Here is a 25441-nt window from a genome sequence, read left to right on the forward strand (position 1 = left end):
TAGGCCAGGCACATGCTAATGTTAATTTCAAAATGGTTTGCAAAATCACCGCTGGTGCCAGGTGAGCTAATACGTAAACTGGCCAGACCTAAAGATGGTTACTTAGCGCTGTTTGTTTTAGACGTCTAGACATTTAGATTGACAGGGTTTTAAGGCTATGCTTTGATAAAGCTTATTTCTTCTTGAGGATCGGTAATGAAACGAGAAACCATAGCACTGCACCATGGCTACAAGCCGGATAATCAAAACTCGGTGGCGGTACCTATTCATCAAACCAGTTCGTTTAGTTTTGATAGTGCTCAGCACGCTGCTGATTTGTTCGATTTAAAAGTGACCGGTAATATCTATTCACGCATTATGAACCCCACTTGTGCAGTACTGGAGCAGCGCATTGCTGCCCTGGAAGGCGGAATTGGCGCGTTGGCAGTGGCATCCGGCATGGCAGCTATTACCTATGCCATTCAAACTATTGCTGAAACCGGCGATAATATTATTTCAATTAACGAGCTTTATGGGGGCACTTACAATTTATTTGCTCACACTTTTCCACGACAGGGTATTGAAGTACGCTTTGCAAACAAAGATGATTACAGCGCCATTGAGCAGCTTATTGATGAACGTACCAAGGCAGTTTACTGTGAAAGCATTGGCAACCCCTCAGGCAGTATTGTCGATATTGAAAAACTGGCGGAGCTGGCACACCGTCATGGTTTACCACTGATTGTTGATAATACTGTCGCAACGCCATTTTTATGGCGGCCTATTGAGCAGGGCGCCGATATAGTTGTGCATTCGGCTACCAAATACGTCGGTGGCCATGGCACCACCATAGGCGGCTTAATAGTTGATTCCGGTAAATTCCCCTGGGCTAAGCATGCAAAACGTTTTCCGCTGTTAAACGAGCCAGATGTTTCTTATCATGGTGTTAGTTATACCCGAGATGTGGGTGATGCCGCTTTTATTGCCCGCGCCCGGGTTGTGCCGCTGCGCAATATGGGGGCGGCGTTAAGTGCTCAGGCAGCCTGGAACTTATTACAGGGCCTGGAGACACTGGCGTTACGTATTGAGCGCATTAATCAGAACACCCTGGCAGTGGCTAACTGGCTTTTGCAACAACCACAAGTTGGCTGGGTGAATTACGCCGGTTTACCACAGCATAAAGACCATGTATTAGCACAAAAATATATGCAAGGGCAGGCGTCGGGTATTCTTAGTTTTGGTATTAATGGTGGCTGCGAAGCCGCTGCCCGCTTTTATGATGCATTGCAGTTGATCCTACGACTGGTCAATATTGGTGATGCTAAAAGTTGTTCTGCTATTCCTGCCGCTACAACCCACCGCCAGCTGAACGATACAGAATTAGCGGCGGCAGGGGTATCGGCTGACATGGTGCGTCTATCTATTGGTATTGAACATATTGATGATCTACTGGCTGATTTACAACAAGCGTTAACGGTTGCTGGTGATCAATAGCGTTTGGTTTTGTGGTTCAATATCTTATACTCTTGCACGACGTCAGCCGCAAAGCTTAGCGGCTGGTTAAAATAAACAAGAGACAAAAATGGTGCAGGATAAACGTGGTTTTGTAGGCTGGGCATGGTTGGTATTATGGCGGTCTGCGCTATGCCTGCTGCTATTGATACTAGCGCTACTATTGGTGCTGCGGTTTGTACCGCCTCCAACTTCGTCATTTATGCTACAAAGCCCTTATCCGGTTAGCCAGCACTGGATAAGCATTGATAAGCTGCCCGCACATGTGCCGCTGGCCATGGTGGCCTCAGAAGATCAGCGCTTTGTAGATCACCATGGGGTCGATTTTGCTGCTATCAGTGAAGCCCTTGAACAATACGACGATGGCCGTGGTTTGCGCGGTGCCAGTACCATCAGCCAGCAAACAGCCAAAAACCTTTTGCTGTGGCCTGGGCAGAGCTTTATTCGTAAAGGGTTGGAAGCTGCGTTAGCGCTAAGCCTTGAAGTAATTTGGGGTAAAAAACGCATTTTAGAAGTGTATGTAAACGTCGCTGAATTGGGTAAAGGGATTTACGGCGTAGAAGCGGCAAGCCAGCATTATTTTGCTAAATCGGCACGCCACCTGACTATTAACGAAGCCGCGCGGCTTGCCGTGCTGCTGCCAGCTCCCCGTAAACGTGACCCCCGCCAGTTAACCCCATACCTTAGCCAACGGGTAACCTGGGTTGAACGGCAAATGCGGCAACTCGGGCCGGGCTATTTAGCACCCATCCTAAATTAATGTAACCTTGAAGCTCTGATCCAAACTAATCTGTGGTCATCAGCTTGTCGCAGCAGTATTACTCGCTATACTTTTTGTTTTAAACAAAAAGATGCTAAATTATGATTAAATTGTTAATAATCTTGTTTTTAATCTGCTATTGCTCGTTATCTGCTGCAGCGAAACCCGATTTATTATTGGCCGAGGTTTATCATAAACATATTGATGTGCAGCAATACTGGGTTAGTGAAAAGCTGGATGGGGTGCGGGCGTTTTGGAATGGTAAGCAGTTAATTAGCCGCGGTGGCAATGTTATTACCGCGCCTGCTTGGTTTGTTGCCAATTTTCCAGCACAAGAATTAGATGGCGAGCTGTGGCTTGGCCGTAATAAATTTGCAGCTACCTTAAGTATTGTCAGTAAACATCGGGCTGCTGACAGTGAATGGCAGCAAATTCGTTATTACCTATTCGAATTAACACATGCCGCCGGTACATTTACCGAGCGCATTAGTGCTATGCAAGCCATTATACGACAACACAACAGCCCTTATTTACAGATTGTGCCGCAGTTTCGTATTGCGGATAGTGTGCAACTGCTGGCTAAACTTAATGAGCTTGAAAACGTCGGCGCTGAAGGCTTAATGCTGCATCATCAAGACGCTTTATATAAAACCGGCAGAAGCCGCGATTTACTAAAACTGAAAACCTATCAAGACACCGAAGCAGAAGTTGTTGGTTATCGACCAGGCAAAGGTAAGTATCTGGGGATGGTGGGCGCTTTAATTGTAAAAACATCTGAAAATAAAACGTTTGCGATTGGCAGTGGTTTAACTGATGAATTGCGCCAAACACCACCAGAAATTGGCGCAGTAATTACCTATAGATATAACGGCCTGACTAAAAACGGCTTACCCCGTTTTGCCCGCTTTCTTCGGGTGCGGGAACCGTATTAAAACCTTGGGGGCAGATCCAATTGTTAATGAAAAAATGCTTAGCGCCTGTAGTGTCTTAAACGATAGGTTGTGGCTGACGACGGCTTAATAGCAGCGCTTTAATTCTGGCAAAGGGCGTTAACACCAGCGCATTGCCGGCCAATACCAGGGCGAAGCCGGCAAAGGTGTGGCCGGTCCAGACAAAGCCTTCAAACAGGGTGCTTAGCACTACCGCTATTAATGGGAATAATACGATAGTGTAACTGGCTTTTTCCGGGCCAATGCGTTTTAGTAAAGCAAAGTAGCTGGCAAAAGCGATAACCGAGCCAAATATGGCAAGATACAAAAGTGAAAAAATATAACTGGGCTCGGTACTAAAAGTAAAACTTTGCCCTTTTAGCAATACTGCGAAAAATAGCACGACACTGCCATACAGCATGCCCCAGGCATTTACTTGCATAATGGGCATATTTTCACGAGAGTTACGCACACTAACCATATTGCCAAACGAAGCGGAAAGCGCGCCTGATAAAATTAGCAGTAAGCCTAGCAGGCTGGTGTTAGTCAGGTCGAAACCGTCCAAATCAGGGTAGAACAATACTACTATTCCGACAATGCCCATCATTGCACCAACATAAATACGCTTAGCTATTGGCTTGCCAAAAAACAGCCGGGTGTTAATAATGTTCATGAGCAACATGGTGGTAAAGGCAATGGCTGTCATGGCCGAGCTAAGATATTGTTGTGCCTGATAAATAAATAGAAAGTTGACGGCGAAATTCAGGGTAGCCAGCAACAGAATAAAACCATGCTGGCGAAGGCTAAAGTGCATATTTAGCTTACGGAACCAGCAAAATAACCACATTAGTGCGGCAGCTATAGCAAAGCGATATAGCAAGGATACTTCAACCGCAACTTCACCTAACTGAAATTCAATAGCAAACCAGGTAGAGCCCCAAATGAGTACAGTAATAAGGTAAAGCAGGGTGTTTTGCATAACGTGTGCTGGCAGCGGCGGCTAAATGTTGGCAGATGATACGGTGATCGGACATTTTCAGCTAGTAGCAAAATTCAATATTTATCAGCTTTGCAACTAACGTCGGGCAAGCCAGCTGCTGCTTACACGCGCATCCATGCTATGCAGCTGGCGTTTAACTGTGCCTCCCGCTTTAAACATTACGATACACCCGTTACGGTATTGCCCGACATCATTCCTCTCCTATAACAATTGCGGCAACAACACGCCACAGTAAATGGCTGGCAGTTGGCAAGTATTTCCTGAGCAGGAGGAAATACGATCTGAACTAGGTAAAGACATTCCGCGAGAGCCGCTATGAAGTTCGCGCTAGATACCAACACGCTGATCTACTTTTTTAAGGGTATGGGCAACGTTGAGCAAAAGCTGATGATGCAAGCTCCTGGCGACATTTTGCTACCAGCAGTGGCATTGTATGAACTGGAAACCGGTATTGCCAAATCGTTGGCCCCGGCTAAACGCCGCGATCAGTTAACTGAACTATTAAAGGTTATTCAGGTTATACCGTTTGAAGCCAAAGCCGCTCGTATAGCGGCAGGAGCAATACTGGTAACACGCAATACTAAAGAGTTCTCTCGTATCGCAGGCTTGGTTGTAGATAACTGGTACGGATAATACAGATTTGGGTGATCTAAGAGACTGAGTAGCAGTTTTTCTATTCAGATTAAAACACCTAATATTGCCGAATAGACAATTAAAAAAATGACTAACCTTGTGGTGTCAGACCTGCGATGCTTATATCGTCTACAAGCCTGCATATTTTAGAATGAAAGTTGACGTTTCAACTGTATGACAAAAAATATCGTAGCCAACCCAGCAGCTGGGTATTTTTTAACAATACCAGTAAGTGGCAATAACGATCAGAAAAACAGCGATGAAGTTAGCAAGTCCCTTCAGCCGCCAGTACTTCCGTTTACTCCAAGCTATTGCCACATGACTTCCTTAATTGCACACTTATGTGAAAATTAAATACTTTTAGCAATCAGCTCAGCTTTTAGCAATCCACCCTTAGTTAGCAGCCGTGCTGAAAAATTGGGGCGGCGCTTGGCTTTAAATGCATGGTAAATTTGCTTTAAACCTTCAGCTGTTAACAGCGAGATATTTACTTCGGTGTCCATCTCTGCTGATTCGATAAAGTCCTGCGAGAAGCTTGGCGCGATAATTAATACCTGTGCTACTCGCTTTCCCTGATTCTCACAGCGGTTTACATAAGCTTTTATTTGCCTTGACGTGGTGGAATACTTGGCGAAGTCGCCATTTTTGCAGGTTTTCGCTTCACCGATAATGATGTCGTCATCACTGATTGAAATTATGATGTCTGTTTTATCTTTAGCGGTGTTAATATTTTTTCGCAATTCCTCATCTATAACAAGATCGAGTTGCTCAAGTATCGACTTAGTCGCCTCCTCAAATTTCATACCTATGTCAGCTTCGGCTATTTCAATACCAACGGATTTCAAAGCCAGAAAGTCACGTTTAGCCAGCGCTTCATAGTTTTCTATCAGTTTATCATTCACATTGGCGAACGCTTGAAGAATGTTAAATCTGGGGTTGCCCTTTTTTGATAGCTTTAAAATGTCACGCAGCTCTTTTACTTCATCATTATTAAGCAGATACAGTATATCTAGCGGAGTAATACTGAATGCTCGCAACCGCTCAACAGTGACTTCATCGTTTTCCTCTAACTCAAACTCTATTCTAATCCGTTGAGTCAGTGATTCGGGATTACCGGCAGAATCCACTCCTTTAAAGTTTTGCTGAATGGAGTCAAACATTTCCTTGTAACCAGCTGCACTAATAGCATCAAACTCGCCGTCACTCGCGCTGTTAAGGCTTTCAAATATCACATCGATGCGTTCGTCCAAAGTAGAGCCAATTCTCTCAGCTTCTATCTCCAAGTCGGTAATTAGTAATTTTAACCGCTCTTTGCGCTTGTTTTGATTATCTGATTCGTCATAAAGGTCGCGCGACAGCATTTCTCTAACGGCGATCCCTGAGTGCAAAATAGTGCTGATTTTGTCACCGCGACTGACACCGCGGATCCGTTTACCATAACTTTTAAGAATATTTGATAACTCTGCATCAGACAGCACTCTCATGATCCTTAATAAGTGTTTATCTGCTAACTCTTTTCCTTGAATTTGGTTAAGAACCGCGACGACTTCGTCAGGAATTAGGACTTCAGCACTTTTTCGATTAATAAATATCACGCCCATATCACGAAGTTCTTGCAGACAACTATCGACGGTGTGTTTTCCAGCTTTTATTGGATCTGACAGGTGTTCAATAGCTACTACTTCATCCGGTGAAATTTTCAGATGGTGAGCTAATTTGTTTAAAATGCCACGCTCATCGTCGGTTATGTTCGCCTGGCGATTAATCTTTTCATCGTTTATGAAGGCGACATTCAGGCAGTCACGGAAAATTTCCAAACGATGAATATGGCTATAATCTTCAGCATCGGTATCTTCGATATCTTGCTTAATTTGAGTTGCAAGACTGTTTAAGGTATCCCACTCTCGGGCGTAAAGTTGCTCAATCCAGGATATCCGTGCAATGCCATTGCCATCGCGGCTAAGGATATTGACCATCAATGCCATTGAAGCATCGCAGAGTGCCAGCTTTTCTCGCACTGCCCCTTTATACTCTGATGCGACTGCATGGAACAATTGAGTAATATCACTACCTGACGCATCTTTGATCTGTTGATTTACTTTTTTCAGTGTTTTGGTAATGGCATCAGAGGCCGGATCTGCTGAGGAACAAAGCTTATCCAGACCGGTAATGAATTTAGATTTTTCAACTTGGTTTAATGTAGATAAAATATGATTCAGCTTCATAAGACCTCTCTTTCTTTTTTTTAACAGACGAAGAGCTTCATTATTCAAAAGTCTCTGAAGTTCTTGATGTTTTTTTAATTATATTGAGTACCCAATCTAGAGCATATCCATTTTTTGCGCAACTTTGGGTAATAACTAAGCACTGGTGCGTGCAATTCAGATTTTTTATTATTAAGAGAATTGGAATTTTTCTAACGATACTCCGTATCTCTGCTTAAGCCTCTTGCTGAGCGCTGAACAACCAGAGAGAATAGCGCCATTATGTTGTTGGGGTGGTTATGGTTAATTTGGCTTTAATGGGCGCGTTTATTCCAACATTTTTATTTGTGTCGGTTACGCCGGGTATGTGTATGACGCTGGCGATGACATTGGGCATGAGCCAGGGCGTACGCCGAACGTTTTGGATGATGTGGGGCGAAATGCTCGGTGTGGCGCTGGTGGCAATTTTAGCCGTGCTGGGCGTGGCGGCGTTAATGCTGCAGTTTCCGAGCGTGTTTCAGTGGTTTAAAATTGTTGGTGCTGGTTATCTGGCTTTTATTGGCCTGCAAATGTGGCGGGCTAAGGGCAGACTGGCAATACCAGTTGCCGGGTTGGTACCACAGCAAATGTCCCGGCGTACACTGTTTAGTCAAGGCTTTATTACGGCGGTATCGAACCCGAAAGGCTGGGCCTTTCATATGGCACTGTTGCCGCCTTTTATTGATAGCCAATTGGCATTCTGGCCGCAGTTAGTGGTGCTTATCAGCATTATTCTGTTGCTGGAGTTTTTATCAATGCTAATGTATGCCAGCGGTGGCAAAGCACTGGCGCTGTTTTTAACCCGGGCTAACAGGGTACAGTATTTAAACCGTATCGGCGCCAGCCTGATGTTTGGCGTGGCATTGTGGATGTTGCTGGGTTAACCGTGCAAGAATGGTCTTACGTGCTTATACCACCCTTTACCCGCTTTTTCCCGGTGCTTTGGCACTGCCTAAACCACCGCTTAACACCAGTTGCAATGCTTCGGCGGGTTTCATCTCGATGTTTCTGGTGCAGCTGCGCGGCACGATAATGGTATAACCGCCAACGTTATAAGCCATGGGAATAAATACCGCCAGTTGCTCCGCTTGCATTAGCGATGACATGCGATCGTGTGGTTGTCCACCCTGCTTAGTAACAATACCAATTAGCTCAATTTCTGACGACGGCAGCTTAACCATGACTACTGAGCCATCAGTAAAATTTTTACCCGACATTACGTCGATAATATCCTGCAGCATGCCATACACCTGTTTGGTGCCGGGGAGTTTCATCAAAATTTTGCCAGGCAATTGCCACAGCCAATTAAAACTTGGCCAGCGCGAGCTGTAGCCAATAGTAATGCATACTATTACAAAGCCTAGTATTGCCATGCCTGGCAGATACCACTGGGCGGGCAGCACCAATTTTAATACGGGTGTTAATACGGTTTCAACGGTATGCAGCAGCCAGCGCAATAGCTCGATGGTTATAACCAGCGGTAGAATAATGGCTAGGCCTTTCAGTAAACTTTTAAAAATAATTTTCACAGATATCCTTTATGGTTTAGCACTGTTTAACGCCTGAATGGCAAAGCTGCCCAGCCAATGGCCACCTTCGTAGCTGTCGCCAATAAGGTTGGGGTAAGAGTGGGCCATGTGTTGATCAGCAACATTACGCAGATGGTTGTACTGCGGATACTGCCTGGCTAACGCATATAAGTTCCAGGCTCGGCTAAAATTTAAGCCATCCAGGTGTACTAGTTTACCATCAGTGCGGTCGCTCACTTTACCCACCGCCAGCTGGTATGCCGGGCTGGCCAGTTCTGGCATAAAACGGTTTAACCAGGGTAAAAACTGCTCTTGGGGCAAAATACGTTGCATCAGGCCAATTTCTTCCAAACATGGTGAGATAAAATCGTAGCCGCTGGGCTCCCAATTTATCGGGCAGTTTTTATCCTGCAGAAAATAGTCTTTCGCCCGCTGGGTAATTAATTGCTGCAGCTGAATGTGGTTGCGGTTAACCGCATAATCGTAGGCAAAACTTAAACCAAAAGCGGTGTTGGTGTGCTCGCCAACCCGCACCGGGTATAGCAAGCGGGGTAAAAAATTAATATAGCGCGTAACAATAATATCGGCCAGTGGCTGTAAATTTGCTGCCAATTCTTTTGCCATGGGGTCTTGCCAGGCATGCAGCTCGTCAGACAGTTTCAGTAACCAGGCCCAGCCATAGGTGCGCTCGAACGAGGCATTAATGGCTTTGCTGAAAAAATCCACTTCCTGCGCCACTTTTTCAGCCGTTAAATTTCGTTGCAGTACGGTTTTTATTTCTGCGGACTGTGTCAGTTGTGGAAATTGACGCAGCAAGCTCACCATTGACCAGTAGCCGTGCACGGCACTGTGCCAGTCGAAGCAACCATAAAAAATGGGATGTAGTACCGATGGCTCTTGCAAATCGGCAGCACTGGCCAGTACCACGCCCGTTTTGTATGGGTAAGCCGTTTCTACACAGTGCAGCGGCAGCGTAACCAGCTTATTGGCCTCGGCCAAGTCAATAACATGTGGTGCTTTACTTGCCGGGTTAACTGGTGGACCGTTCGCCATACTTACCTGACTAGCGGTAAGCAACAACATGCTACTGATAAAAGCGCTTATTTTCATAATACGAGCCCTATATAAAAAGGATATTGCACTTATTACCGGCAGATTAAACCAATTCCGCATTATTGTCTGTGCCAAACTTTTGCTGCGTTTAAACCGTGCCCGTTAATATAGCGTGCATTTAGCAGCAGTATTATGGCAATCATAATTATTACTGACTACCTTTAGCGTTGTCGCCATTAACTTCGGCTGCCGTCTTTGGTAGCCAACTGCGGAACGAATAACATGGCAAATTTCACCCGATCCGGCGTTTATAGTAATGCAATACCGGCTAGCCCCAACCCTGTAATAGCCGTGCCGACCAGTATTGCTGCATTTGTTGGCTGTGCTGAAAGCGGACCCGTTAATCAGCCGGTTTTATCAGATTGTATTAGCGTTGCTAGCTGATTATAGTTTGCTGGTGCTATGCAAGGGGCTAAGCCAACAGAGACTTTTTATGTCCGTTGTGGTTTGGGTGATACTATGTCGCAACTGGACATGAGCAAGCAGCAATTGGTCATTTTGTTAGGCTTTGCCCCGGTGAAACCCGCCGAGTTTGTGGTTATCCGTATTGTCTTTCAACTAAAGCTGCCCTGATCTGCTGGCAGCAGAGCTTTACAACCCGGCTAACGTTTCGGGTCTTTAAGTTTTCAGTAGCCATGGTGTGGCTCAACTCTGCAGTTAGCTTATGCTAAACTAACGCATATTTTCGTGTTGCTAACCAATTTATCAGGAGTATTTGTGGCTGCTTTAAGTGCGCTATATCCGCAACCATTATGGCAATGGTTTGAACAAATTTGTGCTATTCCGCACCCATCAAAACATGAACAAGCATTAAGCCAGCATATTCAGGGTTGGGCCAGGGATAAAGGCTTTAGTGTAGTTGAAGACAATGTTGGTAACCTGATTATTAAAAAGCCGGCCACAGCTGGTATGGAAAACCGTAAACCGGTGGTTATTCAGGCGCATTTAGATATGGTGCCACAAAAGAATGCCGACAAAGAGCACGACTTTACTAAAGACCCTATTGAAGCCTATGTTGACGGTGACTGGGTAACCGCCAACGGCACTACGCTGGGTGCAGATAATGGCATTGGCATGGCCTCAGCACTGGCCGTTTTAGGCAGTACTGAGCTCAAGCATGGCCCGCTGGAAGTGTTGTTAACTATTGACGAAGAAGCAGGCATGACCGGTGCCTTTGGTTTAGCACCGGGTATGCTGGAAGCCGAAATATTAATTAACACCGACTCTGAGCAAGAAGGTGAAATTTATATGGGTTGTGCCGGCGGGGTCGACGCCGAATTCAGCGTAGCCGTTAGCTGGCAGCCGGTACCTGCTAATTTCCAGGCAGTAAAGCTTAGCTTAAGCGGCTTAAAAGGTGGTCATTCCGGGGTAAATATTCATTTAGGCCGCGGTAACGCTAATAAACTGCTGGCCCGTTTTTTAGTGGCAGAGGCCACCGAGTTACAATTGCAACTAAGCGAGTTATCCGGTGGTTCATTGCGTAATGCTATTCCGCGGGAAGCGTCGGTAAGCCTTTGTTTACCCTCTGATAAGCTTGATTTGTTACAGCAGAAGTTGTTGAGTTTTCAGCAACTGCTTCAACAAGAACTGGCCATAATTGAACCGGCGATTAAGCTCAGCCTGAGCAACATCAGCTTGCCCGCCCAGGTGATGACAAGCGCCAGCCAACAAACGTTATTAAATTTGCTGCATAGCTGCCCGAATGGCGTAATGCGCATGAGTGACGATGTGCCGGGAGTGACCGAAACCTCGCTTAATATGGGTGTTATCAGTACACAAGGCGATAAGGTGCAGGTGCTGTGTTTAATTCGCTCGTTAATTGATTCTGGCCGTGAACATGTCGAGACTATGTTAGCGTCGCTAGCGACACTGGCCGGGGCAGACGTCAGTTTCAGTGGTGCTTATCCTGGCTGGAAGCCTGATCCCAGCTCAGCAGTAATGAAAATTGTGAATGATACCTATCTGGATATTTATCAGAAACAGCCGGTGGTGATGGTGATTCATGCGGGTCTGGAATGCGGCTTATTTAAAAAGCCGTATCCCGAAATGGACATGGTGTCTATTGGCCCCACTATTCGTTATCCACACGGACCAGATGAAATGGTAAATATTAAAACCGTTGGGCAGTACTGGCAACTGTTGGTGGCTGTACTGGAGCGTATTCCACCTAAAAGCTGAATATGCTAAGCATCTTTGCAATAACCCCGTTTATGGAACGGGTGAACCAGGTCATTTGCCAATAGGTAAATGGCCATAATCAGCCAGGGTTAAGCATAGCGCTGCCATCGTGGAAACCATTCTTTTTACTAAGGGAGCTACCGATGTCTGCACCTGACAACAATACTAAAAACGTTAACGCCAGCAATAGCGCCAACAGTACCGATGATCCGTTAGCCTCACACCACACGCCTGCCAATATTTCTGATCGTATCGCTTTTCGCCTGACTAAAATGCTACGCTTTTGCGCCGATACCTTTTTTGCTAAACGCTATGGTCATCGGGCAGTTATTTTAGAGACGGTGGCTGGGGTGCCTGGAATGGTTGCCGGTATGTTGCGTCATATGCGTAGCTTACGCCGGTTGGAAGACGATAATGGCTGGATCCGCACTTTGCTCGATGAAGCGGAAAATGAGCGAATGCACCTAATGACCTTTATCGAAATTGCCAAACCAAATTGGTTTGAGCGGTTGCTGATTTTATTAGCTCAAGGTTTGTTTTTTAGTGGTTTTTTACTGCTATATATTATTTCGGCGAAAACAGCGCACCGTCTAGTTGGCTACTTCGAAGAAGAAGCCGTATACAGTTACAGCTGTTATCTGCAGGAAGTTGACAGCGGCGCCCTTGACAACATTCCGGCACCGCAAGTCGCTATCGATTACTGGCAGCTGCCGGCCGATGCCCGCCTGCGCGACGTTATTATTGTTGTGCGGGCCGATGAAGCTGGCCATCGCGATGTCAATCACGATTTTGCTAATCAGTTGGCAAATAATTAGCGCCAAGCCCCTAGGGTAGTGGCTTAAGCGACAGTGCGCTAAGGCTGCTGCGCAGCCGTTGCATAAACACAATATCCGGGTCATTCTTTTCAGTAAAATAGTTGGGGTTAGTCTCTTTCCACCAGTCGGTATCCCGAAACCTGTGGTACTCGCTGTGACCCAGCACATGCTCTATCGGATACTTGCCCGCTAAATAAGTAATCAGCTTGGTATTAGCGGCTAATTGCGCCTCGGTCATTGGTAGGCTATTGCCGTCAGCAATATTTTCAATACCAATGGCGGTGTAATTAAGGCCAATAGTATGGCGGGCCATGGTGGTTTCCGGCATTAACTGGTAAACGGTGCCGTCCCGGTCAATCACAAACTGGCTGGATACATTTAAATTACCACCGGCCCGAATGCCATCGCGCGCAGCGGGCAACTCCGGCGGGTTAAACGCGGCAAAGGTTTGCTCAAAAGTCGGAATAACTGTCCAGTGCACCACCACCATCTTTGGTTCAATAACAGGCTCGTCCTGCACCATGCCATAGCGCTGTTGCATATACTGCAAGGTTAAAGCCTTACGCTTCTCATCAAAAATAATCGGCTTTTGAATAATCACTAAATCGTCAGGCATGCTGTCCCCAGCATATAAAGGCGAGATTAATCCCAGCAAACATAATAGTAGTTTTTTCATTATAAATATTCCTTGTGACCATAATGCTCGGTGGAATTCGTGCTGAAGCGTTTATAACATGGAAATGCTGTCGCTGCTTATAAGACAAAAGAGTAATCATTTTAACTTTGTAAATATTACCGTGCCTAGTGGAAGATTTATCTTAGCCATCCCCACTTTCTGTCTATGGTCATTAAGGAGGCAGACAATTATTTGTCGAAAAATTAACCAGGGCCAGATAATCTGAACACAAACCTCAAGTTTCGAAAATTCAATCTTTATCTTATTTAACAGTATTTTAGATGGTTACGATGCTGCAAGGTAGCGCCTAGTTCTTCAGTGCCTAATGACCACGCTACTTTGAAGAAAGTTTTGCTCGCGTCATGTTAGGGTAGGGTACTAATTTTGCATAGTGATGGTAATTAACTGAAAAGCTGGTTTGTCGCCCATATCAGTTCACATACGATTTTGCGATCGACATTTGTTGGAGGTGAAAATGAATACATGGACTAGCACACCTTTTGAGCCCTGGACTGGCTTGGCAGGAGGCCTACTTATAGGCATCGCTGTTGTGCTGCTGTTGTTATCTATCGGCCGTATTGCAGGCGTTTCGGGGATCGTCGCCGGGGCCATGACCAAGCGACATTTCGACCAGCATTGGCGTTTCGCATTTTTAGCCGGATTGCTCTTAGCGCCCATCCTTTATACGTTGTTTTCAGGCCCGTTCCCGGTGCAAATGCAGTTAAGCTCTTTATGGATGGGGGTGGCGGGTTTAATGGTTGGATTTGGCACGCGTCTCGGCAGCGGATGTACATCTGGTCACGGCGTAGCGGGAATAGCTCGTTTATCCCCCCGCTCAGTAGTCGCTACTTTGGTATTTTTCGGTGCGGCGGTATTAACTACCAATGCGATACGATATTTCTGAATGTAAGCACAGGAGAACCCTTATGAAAACACTTACAATGTCGTTGTTATGTGGCTTTATATTCGGACTTGGTCTGATCGTATCGGGGATGAGCAATCCGGCACGGGTATTAAACTTTCTCGACTGGGGCCATCGCTGGGATGCAACACTAGCCCTGGTGATGGGCGGCGCAATCGCTGTGGCTTTGCCGGGGTTTTATTGGGTACGCAAACGCCACGCCCCTCTTTTTACAGACAAATTCGATATTCCAGTAAATAGGACGATTGACGCAAAGTTAATTTTTGGTGCCAGTACTTTTGGTATCGGCTGGGGCATCGGGGGGTTTTGCCCCGGGCCAAGTATCGTAGCCGCGGCCACTCTGCAGCCAGATGTTTTGCTGTTTATCATCGCGATGTTAATTGGCATGTTGATTCAACACTGGTTCAGTGCAAGAGTTTTGGCTCCAGACGGCTGAAATTAGATCCACCATACCAACCCTAACAAGGAGTCATTGGCAATGAAACTTCAACGAATTGAAACGCCCGGTATTGCTCACTACGCATGGTTGCTGGCAGATGGTAGCGAAGCGATGTTGGTCGACCCTAGCCGTCATGTACAACCGTATCTGGATGCAGCGCGTGGTATGGGAGTCCGAATCACCCATATAGTGGAAACCCATCGTCACGAAGATTTTGTCATGGGTTCGGCGTGGTTAGCTAAGCGTGCAGGCGCCAAGATATTTAACGGAAATTATGAAACTTTTGGTCATGGCGATGTCAGGTTAGAGGATGGCGATACCTTTCGGGTTGGCAAGCTATTAGTTCGTGCACTTCATACTCCCGGCCATACCCCAGAGAGTACCTGTTACGCAGTTTATGAAGATGATAACGCTGAGGTTGCGTGGGCTATTTTTACTGGCGATACTTTATTTTTCGGTGACACTGGCCGTTCAGATTTGCCGGATGATGATAAATCTGTAGAAAATGCGGGTCATATTTATGATTCAGTACATAATAAACTAGCTGGTCTGGGCGATACCGCATTGATACTTCCTGCACACGGTTCAGGCTCAGTATGTGGCAGCGGAATGGCTAAACGTCCGTGGTCAACCCTTGGAGACGAGAAAACCTATAACGACGTATTTACGCTTTCGCGGCAGGATTTTGCTGAAAAGAAAGGCGGAGAACGCATTCCAAGACCCCCTTATTTTCGGCAGATGGAAAAGATTAATTTAAAAGGTGGTGTTGCCCCCAAGCTTAGAAACGGTGATGCAGGCTTACTTAACGTGGACGACTTTGCCAAAAGCGCTGAAAACGAGCGTATTTACGATACGCGCTTGCCAGAGGCTTATGCAGGTAGCCACATACCGGACAGTTACAGTATATGGCATGGTGGGTTACCCGTATTCGGTGGATGGTTCGCCGATGCCGATAATATTATCTATTTAGTGACGGATAGAGATGAAGATGTTGACTCCGCTGTACGTTATTTAAGTAATATTGGTTTGGATAACGTGCGAGGTGCATTGTCCGGTGGATTTGAAACCTGGCGAGATGCTGGGCGAGAACTACAGCAAAGTGGCGTGATTTCCCCATCGGCATTAAAGGGTATGGATGAAAAGCCTCAGGTGCTAGATGTTCGTGAGATTGATGAATTTGACAGTGGTCACATACCCAACGCGATACATTGTTACGTTGGATACTTGCCCAATCAACTTAGCGAGCTACCCCTAGATAAAACGCGGCCAGTGGTCGTTACCTGCGGGGTGGGTCATAGAGCTGGCGTGGGTGTAAGCATTTTATTAAGAGCGGGCTTTCAGGATGTGCGGAATCTGTTGGGCGGTATGAAAGCCTGGAAAGCGCTCGGTTTTGCTGTGGAGTAAACAGGCTGGTCCGGAAAAGCGTACTGTTTAAGTAAAAGCAGCTTGAAATGGTGGCCCCAGCTGGACTCGAACCAGCGACCGATCGATTATGAGTCGAGCGCTCTAACCAACTGAGCTATGGGGCCATGTGAAACTTTTAACGTGTGCTATTCGCTGTTTTATAACCATAAGGTGTAAACAGCGGCGTGCAGTATAAGAAGTTTTAGCGGCTTTGTCATCTTGCTTATCGGTATCAGTAGGGTTAACTGCCTAATTTTTAGCCGTTAAAACAAAAAAGGCACCTTGCGGTGCCTTTTGCTAATACGTTTAGCGAGTGGTTTACTCGTCTAGGAAGCTTTTTAATACTTCAGAACGCGAAGGGTGACGCAGTTTACGCAGCGCCTTAGCTTCAATTTGGCGGATCCGCTCGCGGGTTACGTCAAATTGCTTGCCTACCTCTTCCAGCGTATGGTCGGTATTCATATCAATACCAAAGCGCATGCGCAGTACTTTAGCTTCGCGAGCTGTTAAGCCAGCCAGCACTTCGTTAGTGGCATTTTTCAGGCTTTCCATGGTGGCCGAGTCAAGTGGTGATTCACCACCGGCATCTTCAATAAAGTCACCCAGGTGCGAGTCTTCATCATCGCCAATCGGAGTTTCCATAGAAATAGGCTCTTTGGCAATTTTTAACACTTTGCGAATTTTGTCTTCTGGCATTTGCATGCGCTCAGACAATTCTTCAGGTGTTGGCTCGCGTCCCATTTCTTGCAGCATCTGCCGCGAAATACGGTTTAGCTTGTTAATGGTTTCAATCATGTGCACCGGAATTCGAATAGTGCGGGCCTGATCGGCAATGGACCGGGTAATAGCTTGACGGATCCACCAGGTAGCATAAGTTGAAAACTTATAACCACGGCGATATTCAAATTTATCAACCGCTTTCATCAGGCCGATATTGCCTTCCTGAATTAGGTCGAGGAATTGTAAACCGCGATTGGTATACTTTTTGGCGATAGAGATAACTAAGCGTAGGTTAGCCTCAACCATTTCTTTTTTAGCGCGACGTGCCTTAGCTTCACCTATCGACATACGACGGTTAATATCTTTAATTTTAGAGATACTTAAACCGGTCTCTTCTTCTACTTTTTTCAGTTTTTCAACACTGCGAACGAGATCGTCACGCATTTCCTGCAAGCGTGCGGCATAGCCTTTGCCGGCTTTTATTTCGGCGTCGATCCAGGCGAATGAGGTTTCGTTGCCGGTAAACGCTTTAACAAAGGTTTTCTTCGGCATTTTTGCGTATTCAACGCAATGCTTCATTAGCAGTCGTTCTTGTATCCGTACCCGGTCCATCATTTCGCGCATGTTTTTAACCAGGCGATCGAATTGCTTTGGAACCAGCCGGAAGCAGCGGAATACTTCACTTAGTTTTTCAATTTCAGCTTTGGTCGTCGCGTGCTCGCGGCCATTTTTCTCGATAGAATGGCGGGTAACATCGTATTGAGTACGCAATTCACCAAATTTAATACGCGCTTCTTCCGGATCCGGGCCGGTATCAACCTCCTCACTGTCAGAATCGTCGTCATCATCGTTGTCGTCACTGTCGTCGTCCTGCTTATCGGCAGGAACGTCAGAACCAATGTGACTGGCAATAACCGGTGCTTCGTCAATTTCGTTCGGATCAATAAAAGCCGATACAATATCGCTTAAGCGAATTTCTTCGGCTTCAAATTTGTCCCATTGCTCGAGCAAATAGGTAATGGCTTCCGGATACTCGGCAACCGAGGTTTGAACCTGGTTAATGCCTTCTTCAATCCGTTTGGCAATGACTATTTCGCCTTCACGGGTTAATAGCTCGACGGTACCCATTTCACGCATGTACATTCGAACCGGATCGGTGGTGCGACCCAGTTCTTTATCGACACTAACCAGCGCCTGAGCGGCTTCTTCGGCAGCGTCTTCATCTGTAGATGCGTCAGACATTATCAGATCATCGGCGTCAGGGGCGCTTTCAAACACCTGAATACCCATATCGTTGATCATTCGAATGATATCTTCGATTTGATCAGAGTCGATAATGTCTTGTGGAAGGTGATCGTTAACTTCGGCAAAAGTAAGATAACCTTGCTCTTTACCTTTAATGATCAGGAGTTTTAACTGCGACTGAGGACTTTGCTCCATAGAGACTTATCTTCCACCAATATTGATTAATATATAAATGCGAACTAGCGATTATAACAAACCGAAGCTTTTCTAGCCAGTCGGAGTTAGCGTGCTGGTCGCGGTTTTTTGCTTTTCAGTGCTTTTAGCAACAGCACATACTCATGTTGCTCGGCCTGGCTTAGCTGTTTTAGCTTATCTTTGCGTTCTAATGCTTCCAGTCGTTGTTGCAGGTACTGGTCTTCGATAGAGTCGAAGGTGTCCATAAACTCGGCTGATAGTTGTTCGGGTGCTATTTGGTGCTGCCACGCTGCTAGTTTCAAAAGGATGGCATGCTCTGGCAGATCCCGCCAGTATTCCAGTAACTGCGCAGTGGTTAACTGCGGTTTATCTAGTAAATGCTGCTGTACGGCCAGTAGCAATGTAATGCCAGGAATGTCGGCACTGGCCAGTTCAGGCGTAAAAGGCATAACATTGACCAGTTCTGGTGTTTGCAATAATAATGCAATTGCTCGGCGCATAGGCGTCATTTTAATACTGGCTGGCGCTAGCCGGGCAGGTGAGCGATTGCTTAACGGCTTTAAGCGCTCACTGGCACGACCTAACAAATTATTCAGTTTTTGCTGTAATGTTTCTTGATAAAAACTGCTGGGTATTTGTTTAATCAGTTCGCTGCCTTTAGCCATTAACGCCGATTTACCGCCATCGCTGTTAACATCAAATTCTTGCAATAAATGTTCAAATAAATATTGGCTTAACGGCAACGCTTGCTCTAAGCGGGCCATAAAAGCCGTTTTGCCTTCTTTTTGTACTAAAGAATCAGGATCTTCGCCATCAGGTAAAAATACAAAGTTTAGCTCTACCCCGTCTTTTAATTGCGGCAAGGCGTTTTGTAAGGCCCGCCAGGCAGCATCACGGCCAGCCCGGTCACCATCGTAACAGCAAATAACTTTAGGGCTGTAACGAAACAACGTATGCATTTGATCTGAGGTCGTGGCCGTACCAAGGCAGGCTACCGCAAAGCGAATATCGTGCTCGGCCAGCGCGACGACATCCATATAACCTTCAACAACTAATAATTGTTTCAGATGGCCAGGTTGCTGGCGTACTTGATACAGGCCATATAGTTCGCGGCCTTTATGAAACAGCCTGGTTTCTGGCGAGTTCAGATATTTTGGCTGGCCATCATTTAATATACGACCACCAAAAGCAATGATGCGGCCGCGTTTGTCGTGAATAGGAAACATCAGCCGGTCGCGGAAAAAGTCGTATTCGCGGCCATTGTCGTTACGATTAACCAGTTTAAGCTCAATTAACTGTTCGCGTAACGTTTTTGGCTTGCCGGCGCTAAGCTGTTTTAACACGCCATCCCAGCCGTCCGGGGCATAGCCTAGCTGAAAATCACTGATGGTTTGCGCCGACAACCCCCTTTTATGCAAATACTGTTGCACCGTTGGGCCATTAGCATGTTGTTGCAATTGCTGCTGATAAAACTCTGCAGCTTGTTGCATCAGTGTGTAGTCATCGGCCTGAGCAGTAGGCCGGGCAGGGCCTTTGCCTTGCTCGCGCGGGACTTCCATGTGCAATTGTTTTGCCAGTTCTTCAATGGCCTCAACAAATTCCAGTTGCTCAAACTCCATCATAAAACTAATGGCATTGCCATGGGCGCCACAGCCAAAACAGTGGTAAAACTGCTTATCCGGGCTCACCGTAAAAGATGGGCTTTTTTCGTTATGGAACGGGCAACAGGCAGAGTAGTTTTTACTACCTGCTTTTTTAAGCGGTACACGTTGGTCTATCAGATCGACGATATCTGTTCTAGCGAGCAGATCATCAATAAACTGACGAGGTATTTGTCCTGCCACTGCTGTCCTTTATATGGTTTCCAGAAAAAGACAAACCGCGCTCAAAGAACACGGTGTGCAGATATCGGCCTGACGCCTGATTGCGAACCTGCTTGATAGTGCCGCTATTGTGCGGTTAAGCAGGTTAACGCCGGTAGACTGTAATTAGTACAGACGAACCCGACGTGCATTCTCGCGAGAAAGCTTTTTAGCATGGCGTTTTACCGCTGCGGCTTTCTTACGTTTACGAACCCAGGTAGGCTTCTCGTAAAATTCTTTGGCGCGTACATCAGCTAATACGCCAGCTTTCTCACAAGAGCGCTTAAAACGACGTAATGCAACGTCGAAGGGTTCGTTTTCTTTTACTTTAACAACAGGCATTAAATTCTCACCTCGGTCAAACTTGGTTATCAGTAACCAATTACGATTAAAAATGGTGCGGCATTTTACGCAAAAACCACTACCGATGTAAAGCGATTAAGTGATCTTAAATCAGATCTTCTGGCTCTAACAGAGTGAAGCCGATACAATACACGCATTAAAGGCCGGCAAGTGTACCTGAACTTTCTTGCCAGATCCTACTTTTAACTAATTATTTTACACAACTTCTGGGAAAGTGATGCGCGTATTAGGTATAGAAACATCTTGCGATGAAACCGGTATTGCTATTTATGATGGTGAAAAAGGCTTACTTAGCCATGTACTGTATAGCCAAATCTCGTTGCATGCTGATTACGGCGGGGTAGTTCCAGAACTGGCGTCGCGTGATCATGTTAAAAAAACGCTGCCATTAATTAAGCAAGCGCTGCAGCAAGCAGGCCTTAATGCCGCTGATATTGACGGCGTAGCCTATACTGCCGGCCCGGGTTTAGCAGGTGCCTTACTAGTAGGCGCCACTATTGGCCGCAGCCTGGCCTATGCCTGGCAAAAACCGGCGTTAGCGGTACATCATATGGAAGGCCATTTGTTGGCCCCCATGCTGGAAGAACACCCGCCAGCGTTTCCGTTTTTGGCGTTATTAGTGTCTGGCGGCCATACCCAACTCGTTGGGGTAGAAGGCATTGGACGTTATCAGCTTTTAGGCGAATCGATAGATGATGCCGCCGGTGAAGCCTTTGACAAAACGGCCAAGTTAATGGGGCTGGATTATCCTGGTGGCCCACTATTGGCCAAACTGGCGCAAGCGGGTGACAGTAAAAGGTATAAGTTCCCAAGGCCCATGACCGATCGGCCAGGGTTGGATTTTAGTTTTAGTGGCCTGAAAACCTCTGCCGCTAATGTTATTGCCAAAGAAGGTAATGCTGCGCAAGTGCAAGCGGATATCGCCGCGTCGTTTCAACAGGCAGTAGTGGATACCTTAGTGATTAAATGCGAGCGAGCATTAGAGCAAACCGGTTATCAGCGACTGGTTATTGCCGGTGGTGTTAGCGCCAATATCTCATTGCGCGAACAGTTAGCGGTGCTGCTAACACGCCGGGGCGGGGCAGTGTATTATCCTCGTAAAGAATTTTGTACTGACAACGGCGCCATGATTGCCTTTGCCGGCTATAAGCGTTTACATGCTGGCCAGCAGCAAGATTTAACCATTGGCGTAACCCCACGCTGGCCAATGCAAGATTTACCTGCGGTGTAGTTTATTCGCGAATGCGCTTACTTTTATCCCACACTTTACTTTCTTTACCCTGATATAACCGCACAATATTCTGGCGATGGCGCACAATAATCAGAATGCTCAACATTAACACTGGCAGGGTATATAACGGTTTAATCCACCAGGTAAATAGCGGTGCCAGCGCGACAGTGATAATAGCTGCGAGTGAGGAGTAACCGCTAAGTGCTACCAGTAACACCCAACTGGCAATTAACAGTCCGGCTAAATCAAGGCCAATTGGCATCATGGCGCCAATAGCCGTTGCAACCGCTTTACCGCCTTTAAAGCCAAAAAATATCGGGTAAATATGGCCGAGGCAGGCACAAATGGCGATGGCACCGAGCCAAAGCGGTTCAATTTGCAGAAAATAAGAACCCCAGACCGGGATAGTGCCTTTTAAAATATCGAACACTAACACCAACACCGCCGGTAATTTACCACCCAAACGCAGTACATTGGTTGCTCCCGGGTTACCCGAGCCATTAAAGCGGGGGTCGGGAATATGAAATAACTGGCATACCAGCACTGCCGACGACACCGAGCCCAGTAAATAGGCGGCGCACATCATAATAACAATCAGCAGAGTCATTTCGACGGTTCCTCAGCACCAGTTTTTACGATAAGATTATGGCCTGCTTTTAGAGCAGTAGATTAAAGGCTTGGTTGCTTTTACCTGTACAACCAGCCTACCTGAAACGAAAAATAACGCAATCCGGATTTAACTGAATGGACATAGTTTTTATAAAACAGCTACAAGTCGATACCGTTATTGGCGTTTACGACTGGGAAAAATCTATTTTGCAGCGTCTGCTGCTTGATTTAACCCTGACAACCGACAACCAGCGCGCTGCTGCTACAGATGATATTGGGTTGACTCTGGATTATGCCGTTATTGCTGAAAAGGTTACGGCACTGATTACTGCCCAGCCTATAGAGCTGATTGAGACAGTGGCTGAACGCGTGGCGCAAATGCTGTTAACCGACTTTGCCACCAGTAAAGTAGAAGTGACGGTAAGTAAACCTGGCGCGGTGGCTCAGGCTCTGACCGTTGGAGTACATATTGTGCGCAGTGCTAACGACATCCGCCCACCGCGGCGGAGCGTCTAATGTCGCGTATTTTCATTAGCATTGGCAGCAATACGGATCGCGATCACTATGTACGTTCGGGGGTGTTGTCTTTGCAGCAACATTTTGGTGCGTTGCAGCTGTCATCGGTATATGAAAGTGATGCGGTAGGGTTTAACGGCGATGCCTTTTACAATCTTGTGGCCGCCACCGAAACCGAGCTGTCTGTTGCTGATTGTGTGCAGGCCTTAAAGCAAATTGAAGATCGCCATGGCCGCATTCGAGGGGCGGAGAAATTCTGTGGCCGCACACTGGATTTAGACTTACTGACGTATGATCAGTTAACGTGTCAGCAACCCATAATACTGCCCCGAGGTGAAATTACCGAAAATGCGTTTGTATTATGGCCTATGGCTGAATTAGCGCCACAGAATATTCATCCGCTTACCGGGCTAAGCTATGCAGAGTTGTGGCAAAATTATCCTAAAAACAAACAAAAAATCTGGCCGGTGCCATTTAATTGGAGTGAATGTAATTGAGTACATTGGAAGTTATTATTTTAGCCATCCTGCAAGGTGTCACAGAATTTTTACCTATTTCTTCATCAGCACATTTAATTTTACCCTCGGCTATTTTTGGTTGGCAAGATCAGGGCATTGCTTTTGATGTAGCCGTTCATGTGGGCACTCTGCTGGCAGTAATGCTGTTTTTCCGCCAGGACATTGGCCGGTTGACGGTAGGGTGGGTGCAAAGCTTGGGGGGGCAGCATAGTACTGACAGTAAATTGGCCTGGTGGATTATTCTGGCAACTATCCCCGCCGCCTTAGCCGGTTTGCTGGCGGCAGATTATATAGAAACGTATTTACGTTCACCCTGGGTACTGGCAATAACGACCATCGTGTTTGGTTTGGTGCTGTGGTGGGCCGACGCTACGGCGAAACAGCAGCAGAGCATGGAGCAACTTAGCTGGCAACAGGCACTGTTTATCGGGGTGGCGCAAGCCATATCATTAATCCCGGGCACGTCACGCTCTGGTATCACGATGACGGCCGCTATGCTATTGGGGTTAGATAAAGTGAGCGCTGCCCGTTTCTCATTTTTATTATCAATCCCGATCATTGTGTTAAGCGGTGGCTATCAGGCCAGTAAATTACTCTCTGAGCCAGAGCGTTTTGATTTACACGCTATTTTTCTGGGAATGGGTTTAGCTTTTATTAGCGCGTTAATCTGTATTCACTTTTTTCTGAAAATAATTAGCCGGATGGGCATGTTGCCTTTTGTTATTTACCGGCTACTTTTAGGCGTAGGCTTATTGATTTTTCTTGGCTGGTTTGCCGGTTAAACTGTTTGCCACGCTGTTTTGGCAATACTTATGGCGCGTAAACGAGCGCGTTGTAATTCAGCGCCAATGGCCTCACCTTGCAGGCCTTTGGCGACAATGTCGCGCACATTAACGGCTTTGGCTGCCTCTGCCAACTGCTGCAGATAAGCCGCCTGTGGGTAGTCGGCGTGCTCGAAGCCGGTGCGCCCACGTAAATCGGCTGTACAGCACAGCAGAATGTCAATGAGCCGCTGCGGTTTACGCCATACATCGATGGCATTAAACACTTTTAATATCGTTGCTGGTTTTAACTCTTGGGCTTTGTGTACTAGCTGATGATATTCACAGACTAACAAGGCTAACTCGCAACAATCGTTGGGCACCCGCAGTCGCTGGCAAAGCTGTTTAATCAACTCAAGGCCAGTATATTCATGGCCGTGATGGGCGGGCAATAATTTAGTTTTGGTTACGCCTTTGCCTACATCGTGCACCAGCGCCGCAAAGCGAATATCGAGGCGCGGTGATAATGCTGCCGCTTGTTGTAATACTAGCAGGGTATGTATGCCGGTATCTATTTCCGGATGCCATTTTTCAGGTTGAGGTACACCCCATAATGCATCGAGCTCTGGTATGAGTTGCTGCAAAGCGCCAGTTTGGTGTAATAAGCTGATATATGCCTGAGGCTGAACGCTGCCGAGCGCTTTAGCCGTTTCTTGCCATATCCGCTCAGGGCTTAAGGTTAGTAGTTCGCCACTGTTGCTTAATTTGCGCATTAGCGCCAGCGTTTCACTGGCTACCCTAAAGCCCAAATGGGCGTAACGGGCATAAAACCGGGCTACCCGTAACACCCGAAGCGGATCCTCAGCAAACGCGCTGGAAACATGGCGCAGTAACCTGTGTTCAATATCAGCCCTACCGCCGTATGGGTCTATATAACCACCGTCGCTATCCTGGGCTATGGCATTAATAGTAAGGTCGCGCCGCTGTAAATCTTGCTCCAGCGTTACATCGGCTGCGGCGTATACCGCAAAACCAGTGTAACCTTGGCCATTTTTACGTTCTGTGCGGGCTAACGCATATTCTTCTTTGGTTTTTGGGTGTAAAAACACCGGGAAATCTTTGCCAACTTGCTGATAGCCTGCGGCCAGCATTTGCGCCGGTGTTGCACCTACCACCACCCAATCATGCTCGTGAAAGGGGTAACCTAATAGTTGATCCCGCACGGCACCACCAACAAGATAAATTTGCACAGGCTTTCCTGATTGCTTATTTTTTGCCATTATAGCGTC

At 46.6% G+C, this 25441-nt stretch carries 24 protein-coding genes and 1 tRNA gene; 14 read left to right on the top strand and 11 right to left on the bottom strand.

The window, feature by feature from the left end; translation table 11 throughout:
* Positions 1 to 195 precede the first annotated feature (195 nt).
* The 3 genes from VT06_RS02610 (at position 196) to VT06_RS02620 (ending at position 3183) form a co-directional block, all read left to right on the top strand.
* Positions 196 to 1473, top strand: coding sequence for an O-acetylhomoserine aminocarboxypropyltransferase/cysteine synthase family protein (locus VT06_RS02610; protein WP_046552694.1), 1278 nt, complete (start codon positions 196 to 198; stop codon positions 1471 to 1473).
* Between the two features lie 88 nt (positions 1474 to 1561).
* A complete protein-coding gene (mtgA, locus tag VT06_RS02615) occupies positions 1562 to 2251 on the top strand; it encodes a monofunctional biosynthetic peptidoglycan transglycosylase (protein ID WP_046552695.1) in 690 nt (229 codons plus the stop codon).
* A gap of 101 nt (positions 2252 to 2352) precedes the next feature.
* The gene (locus VT06_RS02620) at positions 2353 to 3183 is read left to right on the top strand and encodes a DNA ligase (protein ID WP_046552696.1); all 831 of its coding nucleotides are present in this window, start codon (positions 2353 to 2355) and stop codon (positions 3181 to 3183) included.
* 55 nt (positions 3184 to 3238) lie between these two features.
* On the opposite strand, the gene VT06_RS02625 is transcribed toward VT06_RS02620, so the two are convergent.
* A complete protein-coding gene (locus VT06_RS02625) occupies positions 3239 to 4159 on the bottom strand; it encodes a DMT family transporter (protein ID WP_046552697.1) in 921 nt (306 codons plus the stop codon).
* Between the two features lie 336 nt (positions 4160 to 4495).
* On the opposite strand from VT06_RS02625, the gene VT06_RS02630 reads away from it, so the two are divergent.
* Positions 4496 to 4813, top strand: a complete 318-nt coding sequence (locus VT06_RS02630) for a PIN domain-containing protein (protein ID WP_046552698.1) — start codon at positions 4496 to 4498, stop codon at positions 4811 to 4813.
* Between the two features lie 350 nt (positions 4814 to 5163).
* On the opposite strand, the gene VT06_RS02635 is transcribed toward VT06_RS02630, so the two are convergent.
* Positions 5164 to 7038, bottom strand: coding sequence for a hypothetical protein (locus VT06_RS02635; protein WP_046552699.1), 1875 nt, complete (start codon positions 7036 to 7038; stop codon positions 5164 to 5166).
* A gap of 278 nt (positions 7039 to 7316) precedes the next feature.
* Between VT06_RS02635 and VT06_RS02640 the strand changes: the two genes are divergently transcribed.
* The gene (locus VT06_RS02640) at positions 7317 to 7940 is read left to right on the top strand and encodes a LysE family translocator (RefSeq protein ID WP_046552700.1); all 624 of its coding nucleotides are present in this window, start codon (positions 7317 to 7319) and stop codon (positions 7938 to 7940) included.
* Between the two features lie 36 nt (positions 7941 to 7976).
* Here the strand turns inward: VT06_RS02640 and VT06_RS02645 are convergent, their stop codons facing one another.
* Both VT06_RS02645 and VT06_RS02650 read right to left on the bottom strand, forming a co-directional pair.
* Positions 7977 to 8585, bottom strand: a complete 609-nt coding sequence (locus VT06_RS02645; protein WP_046552701.1) for a DUF502 domain-containing protein — start codon at positions 8583 to 8585, stop codon at positions 7977 to 7979.
* A 9-nt stretch (positions 8586 to 8594) separates the two neighbouring features.
* Complete coding sequence (locus tag VT06_RS02650; RefSeq protein WP_046552764.1) at positions 8595 to 9695, bottom strand: DUF2891 domain-containing protein; 1101 nt, start codon at positions 9693 to 9695, stop codon at positions 8595 to 8597.
* Between the two features lie 720 nt (positions 9696 to 10415).
* On the opposite strand from VT06_RS02650, the gene VT06_RS02655 reads away from it, so the two are divergent.
* The gene (locus VT06_RS02655) at positions 10416 to 11876 is read left to right on the top strand and encodes an aminoacyl-histidine dipeptidase (protein ID WP_046552702.1); all 1461 of its coding nucleotides are present in this window, start codon (positions 10416 to 10418) and stop codon (positions 11874 to 11876) included.
* Between the two features lie 143 nt (positions 11877 to 12019).
* A complete protein-coding gene (locus VT06_RS02660) occupies positions 12020 to 12691 on the top strand; it encodes an alternative oxidase (protein WP_082122424.1) in 672 nt (223 codons plus the stop codon).
* A 10-nt stretch (positions 12692 to 12701) separates the two neighbouring features.
* Here VT06_RS02660 and VT06_RS02665 read toward each other — a convergent pair whose 3' ends face one another.
* Entirely contained in the window at positions 12702 to 13367 is a 666-nt protein-coding gene (locus VT06_RS02665) for a peptidoglycan recognition family protein (protein ID WP_046552703.1), read from the bottom strand.
* Positions 13368 to 13842: 475 nt separating this feature from the next.
* On the opposite strand from VT06_RS02665, the gene VT06_RS02670 reads away from it, so the two are divergent.
* The 3 genes from VT06_RS02670 to VT06_RS02680 are packed head-to-tail and all read left to right on the top strand — an operon-like array spanning position 13843 to position 16132.
* The gene (locus VT06_RS02670) at positions 13843 to 14271 is read left to right on the top strand and encodes a YeeE/YedE family protein (protein ID WP_046552704.1); all 429 of its coding nucleotides are present in this window, start codon (positions 13843 to 13845) and stop codon (positions 14269 to 14271) included.
* Positions 14272 to 14293: 22 nt separating this feature from the next.
* The gene (locus VT06_RS02675) at positions 14294 to 14725 is read left to right on the top strand and encodes a DUF6691 family protein (RefSeq protein ID WP_046552705.1); all 432 of its coding nucleotides are present in this window, start codon (positions 14294 to 14296) and stop codon (positions 14723 to 14725) included.
* Positions 14726 to 14767: 42 nt separating this feature from the next.
* Complete coding sequence (locus VT06_RS02680) at positions 14768 to 16132, top strand: MBL fold metallo-hydrolase (protein ID WP_046552706.1); 1365 nt, start codon at positions 14768 to 14770, stop codon at positions 16130 to 16132.
* Positions 16133 to 16180: 48 nt separating this feature from the next.
* On the opposite strand, the gene VT06_RS02685 is transcribed toward VT06_RS02680, so the two are convergent.
* From VT06_RS02685 to rpsU, 4 genes are all read right to left on the bottom strand, one after another.
* Positions 16181 to 16257: transfer RNA gene (locus VT06_RS02685), tRNA-Ile, on the bottom strand.
* 193 nt (positions 16258 to 16450) lie between these two features.
* Positions 16451 to 18292, bottom strand: a complete 1842-nt coding sequence (gene rpoD, locus VT06_RS02690; protein ID WP_046552707.1) for an RNA polymerase sigma factor RpoD — start codon at positions 18290 to 18292, stop codon at positions 16451 to 16453.
* 86 nt (positions 18293 to 18378) lie between these two features.
* On the bottom strand, positions 18379 to 20136 hold the full coding sequence (gene dnaG, locus VT06_RS02695) for a DNA primase (protein WP_046552708.1): 1758 nt from the start codon (positions 20134 to 20136) through the stop codon (positions 18379 to 18381).
* 144 nt (positions 20137 to 20280) lie between these two features.
* The gene (gene rpsU, locus VT06_RS02700; protein WP_046552709.1) at positions 20281 to 20496 is read right to left on the bottom strand and encodes a 30S ribosomal protein S21; all 216 of its coding nucleotides are present in this window, start codon (positions 20494 to 20496) and stop codon (positions 20281 to 20283) included.
* A gap of 238 nt (positions 20497 to 20734) precedes the next feature.
* Between rpsU and tsaD the strand changes: the two genes are divergently transcribed.
* A complete protein-coding gene (gene tsaD, locus VT06_RS02705) occupies positions 20735 to 21748 on the top strand; it encodes a tRNA (adenosine(37)-N6)-threonylcarbamoyltransferase complex transferase subunit TsaD (protein WP_046552710.1) in 1014 nt (337 codons plus the stop codon).
* A gap of 1 nt (position 21749) precedes the next feature.
* Here the strand turns inward: tsaD and plsY are convergent, their stop codons facing one another.
* A complete protein-coding gene (gene plsY / locus VT06_RS02710; protein ID WP_046552711.1) occupies positions 21750 to 22355 on the bottom strand; it encodes a glycerol-3-phosphate 1-O-acyltransferase PlsY in 606 nt (201 codons plus the stop codon).
* 137 nt (positions 22356 to 22492) lie between these two features.
* Between plsY and folB the strand changes: the two genes are divergently transcribed.
* The 3 genes from folB to VT06_RS02725 are packed head-to-tail and all read left to right on the top strand — an operon-like array spanning position 22493 to position 24173.
* Positions 22493 to 22873: a dihydroneopterin aldolase gene (gene folB, locus VT06_RS02715; RefSeq protein ID WP_046552712.1), complete on the top strand. Its 381-nt coding sequence runs from the start codon at positions 22493 to 22495 to the stop codon at positions 22871 to 22873.
* The gene (gene folK, locus VT06_RS02720) at positions 22873 to 23370 is read left to right on the top strand and encodes a 2-amino-4-hydroxy-6-hydroxymethyldihydropteridine diphosphokinase (RefSeq protein WP_046552713.1); all 498 of its coding nucleotides are present in this window, start codon (positions 22873 to 22875) and stop codon (positions 23368 to 23370) included. Before folB ends, folK begins: the two co-directional genes overlap by 1 nt.
* Positions 23367 to 24173, top strand: a complete 807-nt coding sequence (locus tag VT06_RS02725; RefSeq protein WP_046552714.1) for an undecaprenyl-diphosphate phosphatase — start codon at positions 23367 to 23369, stop codon at positions 24171 to 24173. The genes folK and VT06_RS02725 overlap by 4 nt, the downstream gene beginning before the upstream one ends.
* Here the strand turns inward: VT06_RS02725 and VT06_RS02730 are convergent.
* Positions 24170 to 25402, bottom strand: coding sequence for a multifunctional CCA addition/repair protein (locus tag VT06_RS02730; RefSeq protein WP_200897885.1), 1233 nt, complete (start codon positions 25400 to 25402; stop codon positions 24170 to 24172). The two genes, VT06_RS02725 and VT06_RS02730, sit on opposite strands and share 4 nt — an antisense overlap.
* Positions 25403 to 25441 lie beyond the last annotated feature (39 nt).

Origin of the sequence: Arsukibacterium sp. MJ3, assembly GCF_000987765.1 — a bacterium.
GTDB lineage: Bacteria > Pseudomonadota > Gammaproteobacteria > Enterobacterales > Alteromonadaceae > Alishewanella.

Coding starts and splice junctions, on each gene's coding strand:
- VT06_RS02610 (WP_046552694.1), top strand. CDS start 196: ATGAAACGAGAAACCATAGCACTGCACCATGGCTACAAGCCGGATAAT.
- mtgA (WP_046552695.1), top strand. CDS start 1,562: ATGGTGCAGGATAAACGTGGTTTTGTAGGCTGGGCATGGTTGGTATTA.
- VT06_RS02620 (WP_046552696.1), top strand. CDS start 2,353: ATGATTAAATTGTTAATAATCTTGTTTTTAATCTGCTATTGCTCGTTA.
- VT06_RS02625 (WP_046552697.1), bottom strand. CDS start 4,159: ATGCAAAACACCCTGCTTTACCTTATTACTGTACTCATTTGGGGCTCT.
- VT06_RS02630 (WP_046552698.1), top strand. CDS start 4,496: ATGAAGTTCGCGCTAGATACCAACACGCTGATCTACTTTTTTAAGGGT.
- VT06_RS02635 (WP_046552699.1), bottom strand. CDS start 7,038: ATGAAGCTGAATCATATTTTATCTACATTAAACCAAGTTGAAAAATCT.
- VT06_RS02640 (WP_046552700.1), top strand. CDS start 7,317: ATGGTTAATTTGGCTTTAATGGGCGCGTTTATTCCAACATTTTTATTT.
- VT06_RS02650 (WP_046552764.1), bottom strand. CDS start 9,695: ATGAAAATAAGCGCTTTTATCAGTAGCATGTTGTTGCTTACCGCTAGT.
- VT06_RS02660 (WP_082122424.1), top strand. CDS start 12,020: ATGTCTGCACCTGACAACAATACTAAAAACGTTAACGCCAGCAATAGC.
- VT06_RS02665 (WP_046552703.1), bottom strand. CDS start 13,367: ATGAAAAAACTACTATTATGTTTGCTGGGATTAATCTCGCCTTTATAT.
- VT06_RS02670 (WP_046552704.1), top strand. CDS start 13,843: ATGAATACATGGACTAGCACACCTTTTGAGCCCTGGACTGGCTTGGCA.
- VT06_RS02675 (WP_046552705.1), top strand. CDS start 14,294: ATGAAAACACTTACAATGTCGTTGTTATGTGGCTTTATATTCGGACTT.
- VT06_RS02680 (WP_046552706.1), top strand. CDS start 14,768: ATGAAACTTCAACGAATTGAAACGCCCGGTATTGCTCACTACGCATGG.
- rpoD (WP_046552707.1), bottom strand. CDS start 18,292: ATGGAGCAAAGTCCTCAGTCGCAGTTAAAACTCCTGATCATTAAAGGT.
- rpsU (WP_046552709.1), bottom strand. CDS start 20,496: ATGCCTGTTGTTAAAGTAAAAGAAAACGAACCCTTCGACGTTGCATTA.
- tsaD (WP_046552710.1), top strand. CDS start 20,735: ATGCGCGTATTAGGTATAGAAACATCTTGCGATGAAACCGGTATTGCT.
- plsY (WP_046552711.1), bottom strand. CDS start 22,355: ATGACTCTGCTGATTGTTATTATGATGTGCGCCGCCTATTTACTGGGC.
- folB (WP_046552712.1), top strand. CDS start 22,493: ATGGACATAGTTTTTATAAAACAGCTACAAGTCGATACCGTTATTGGC.
- folK (WP_046552713.1), top strand. CDS start 22,873: ATGTCGCGTATTTTCATTAGCATTGGCAGCAATACGGATCGCGATCAC.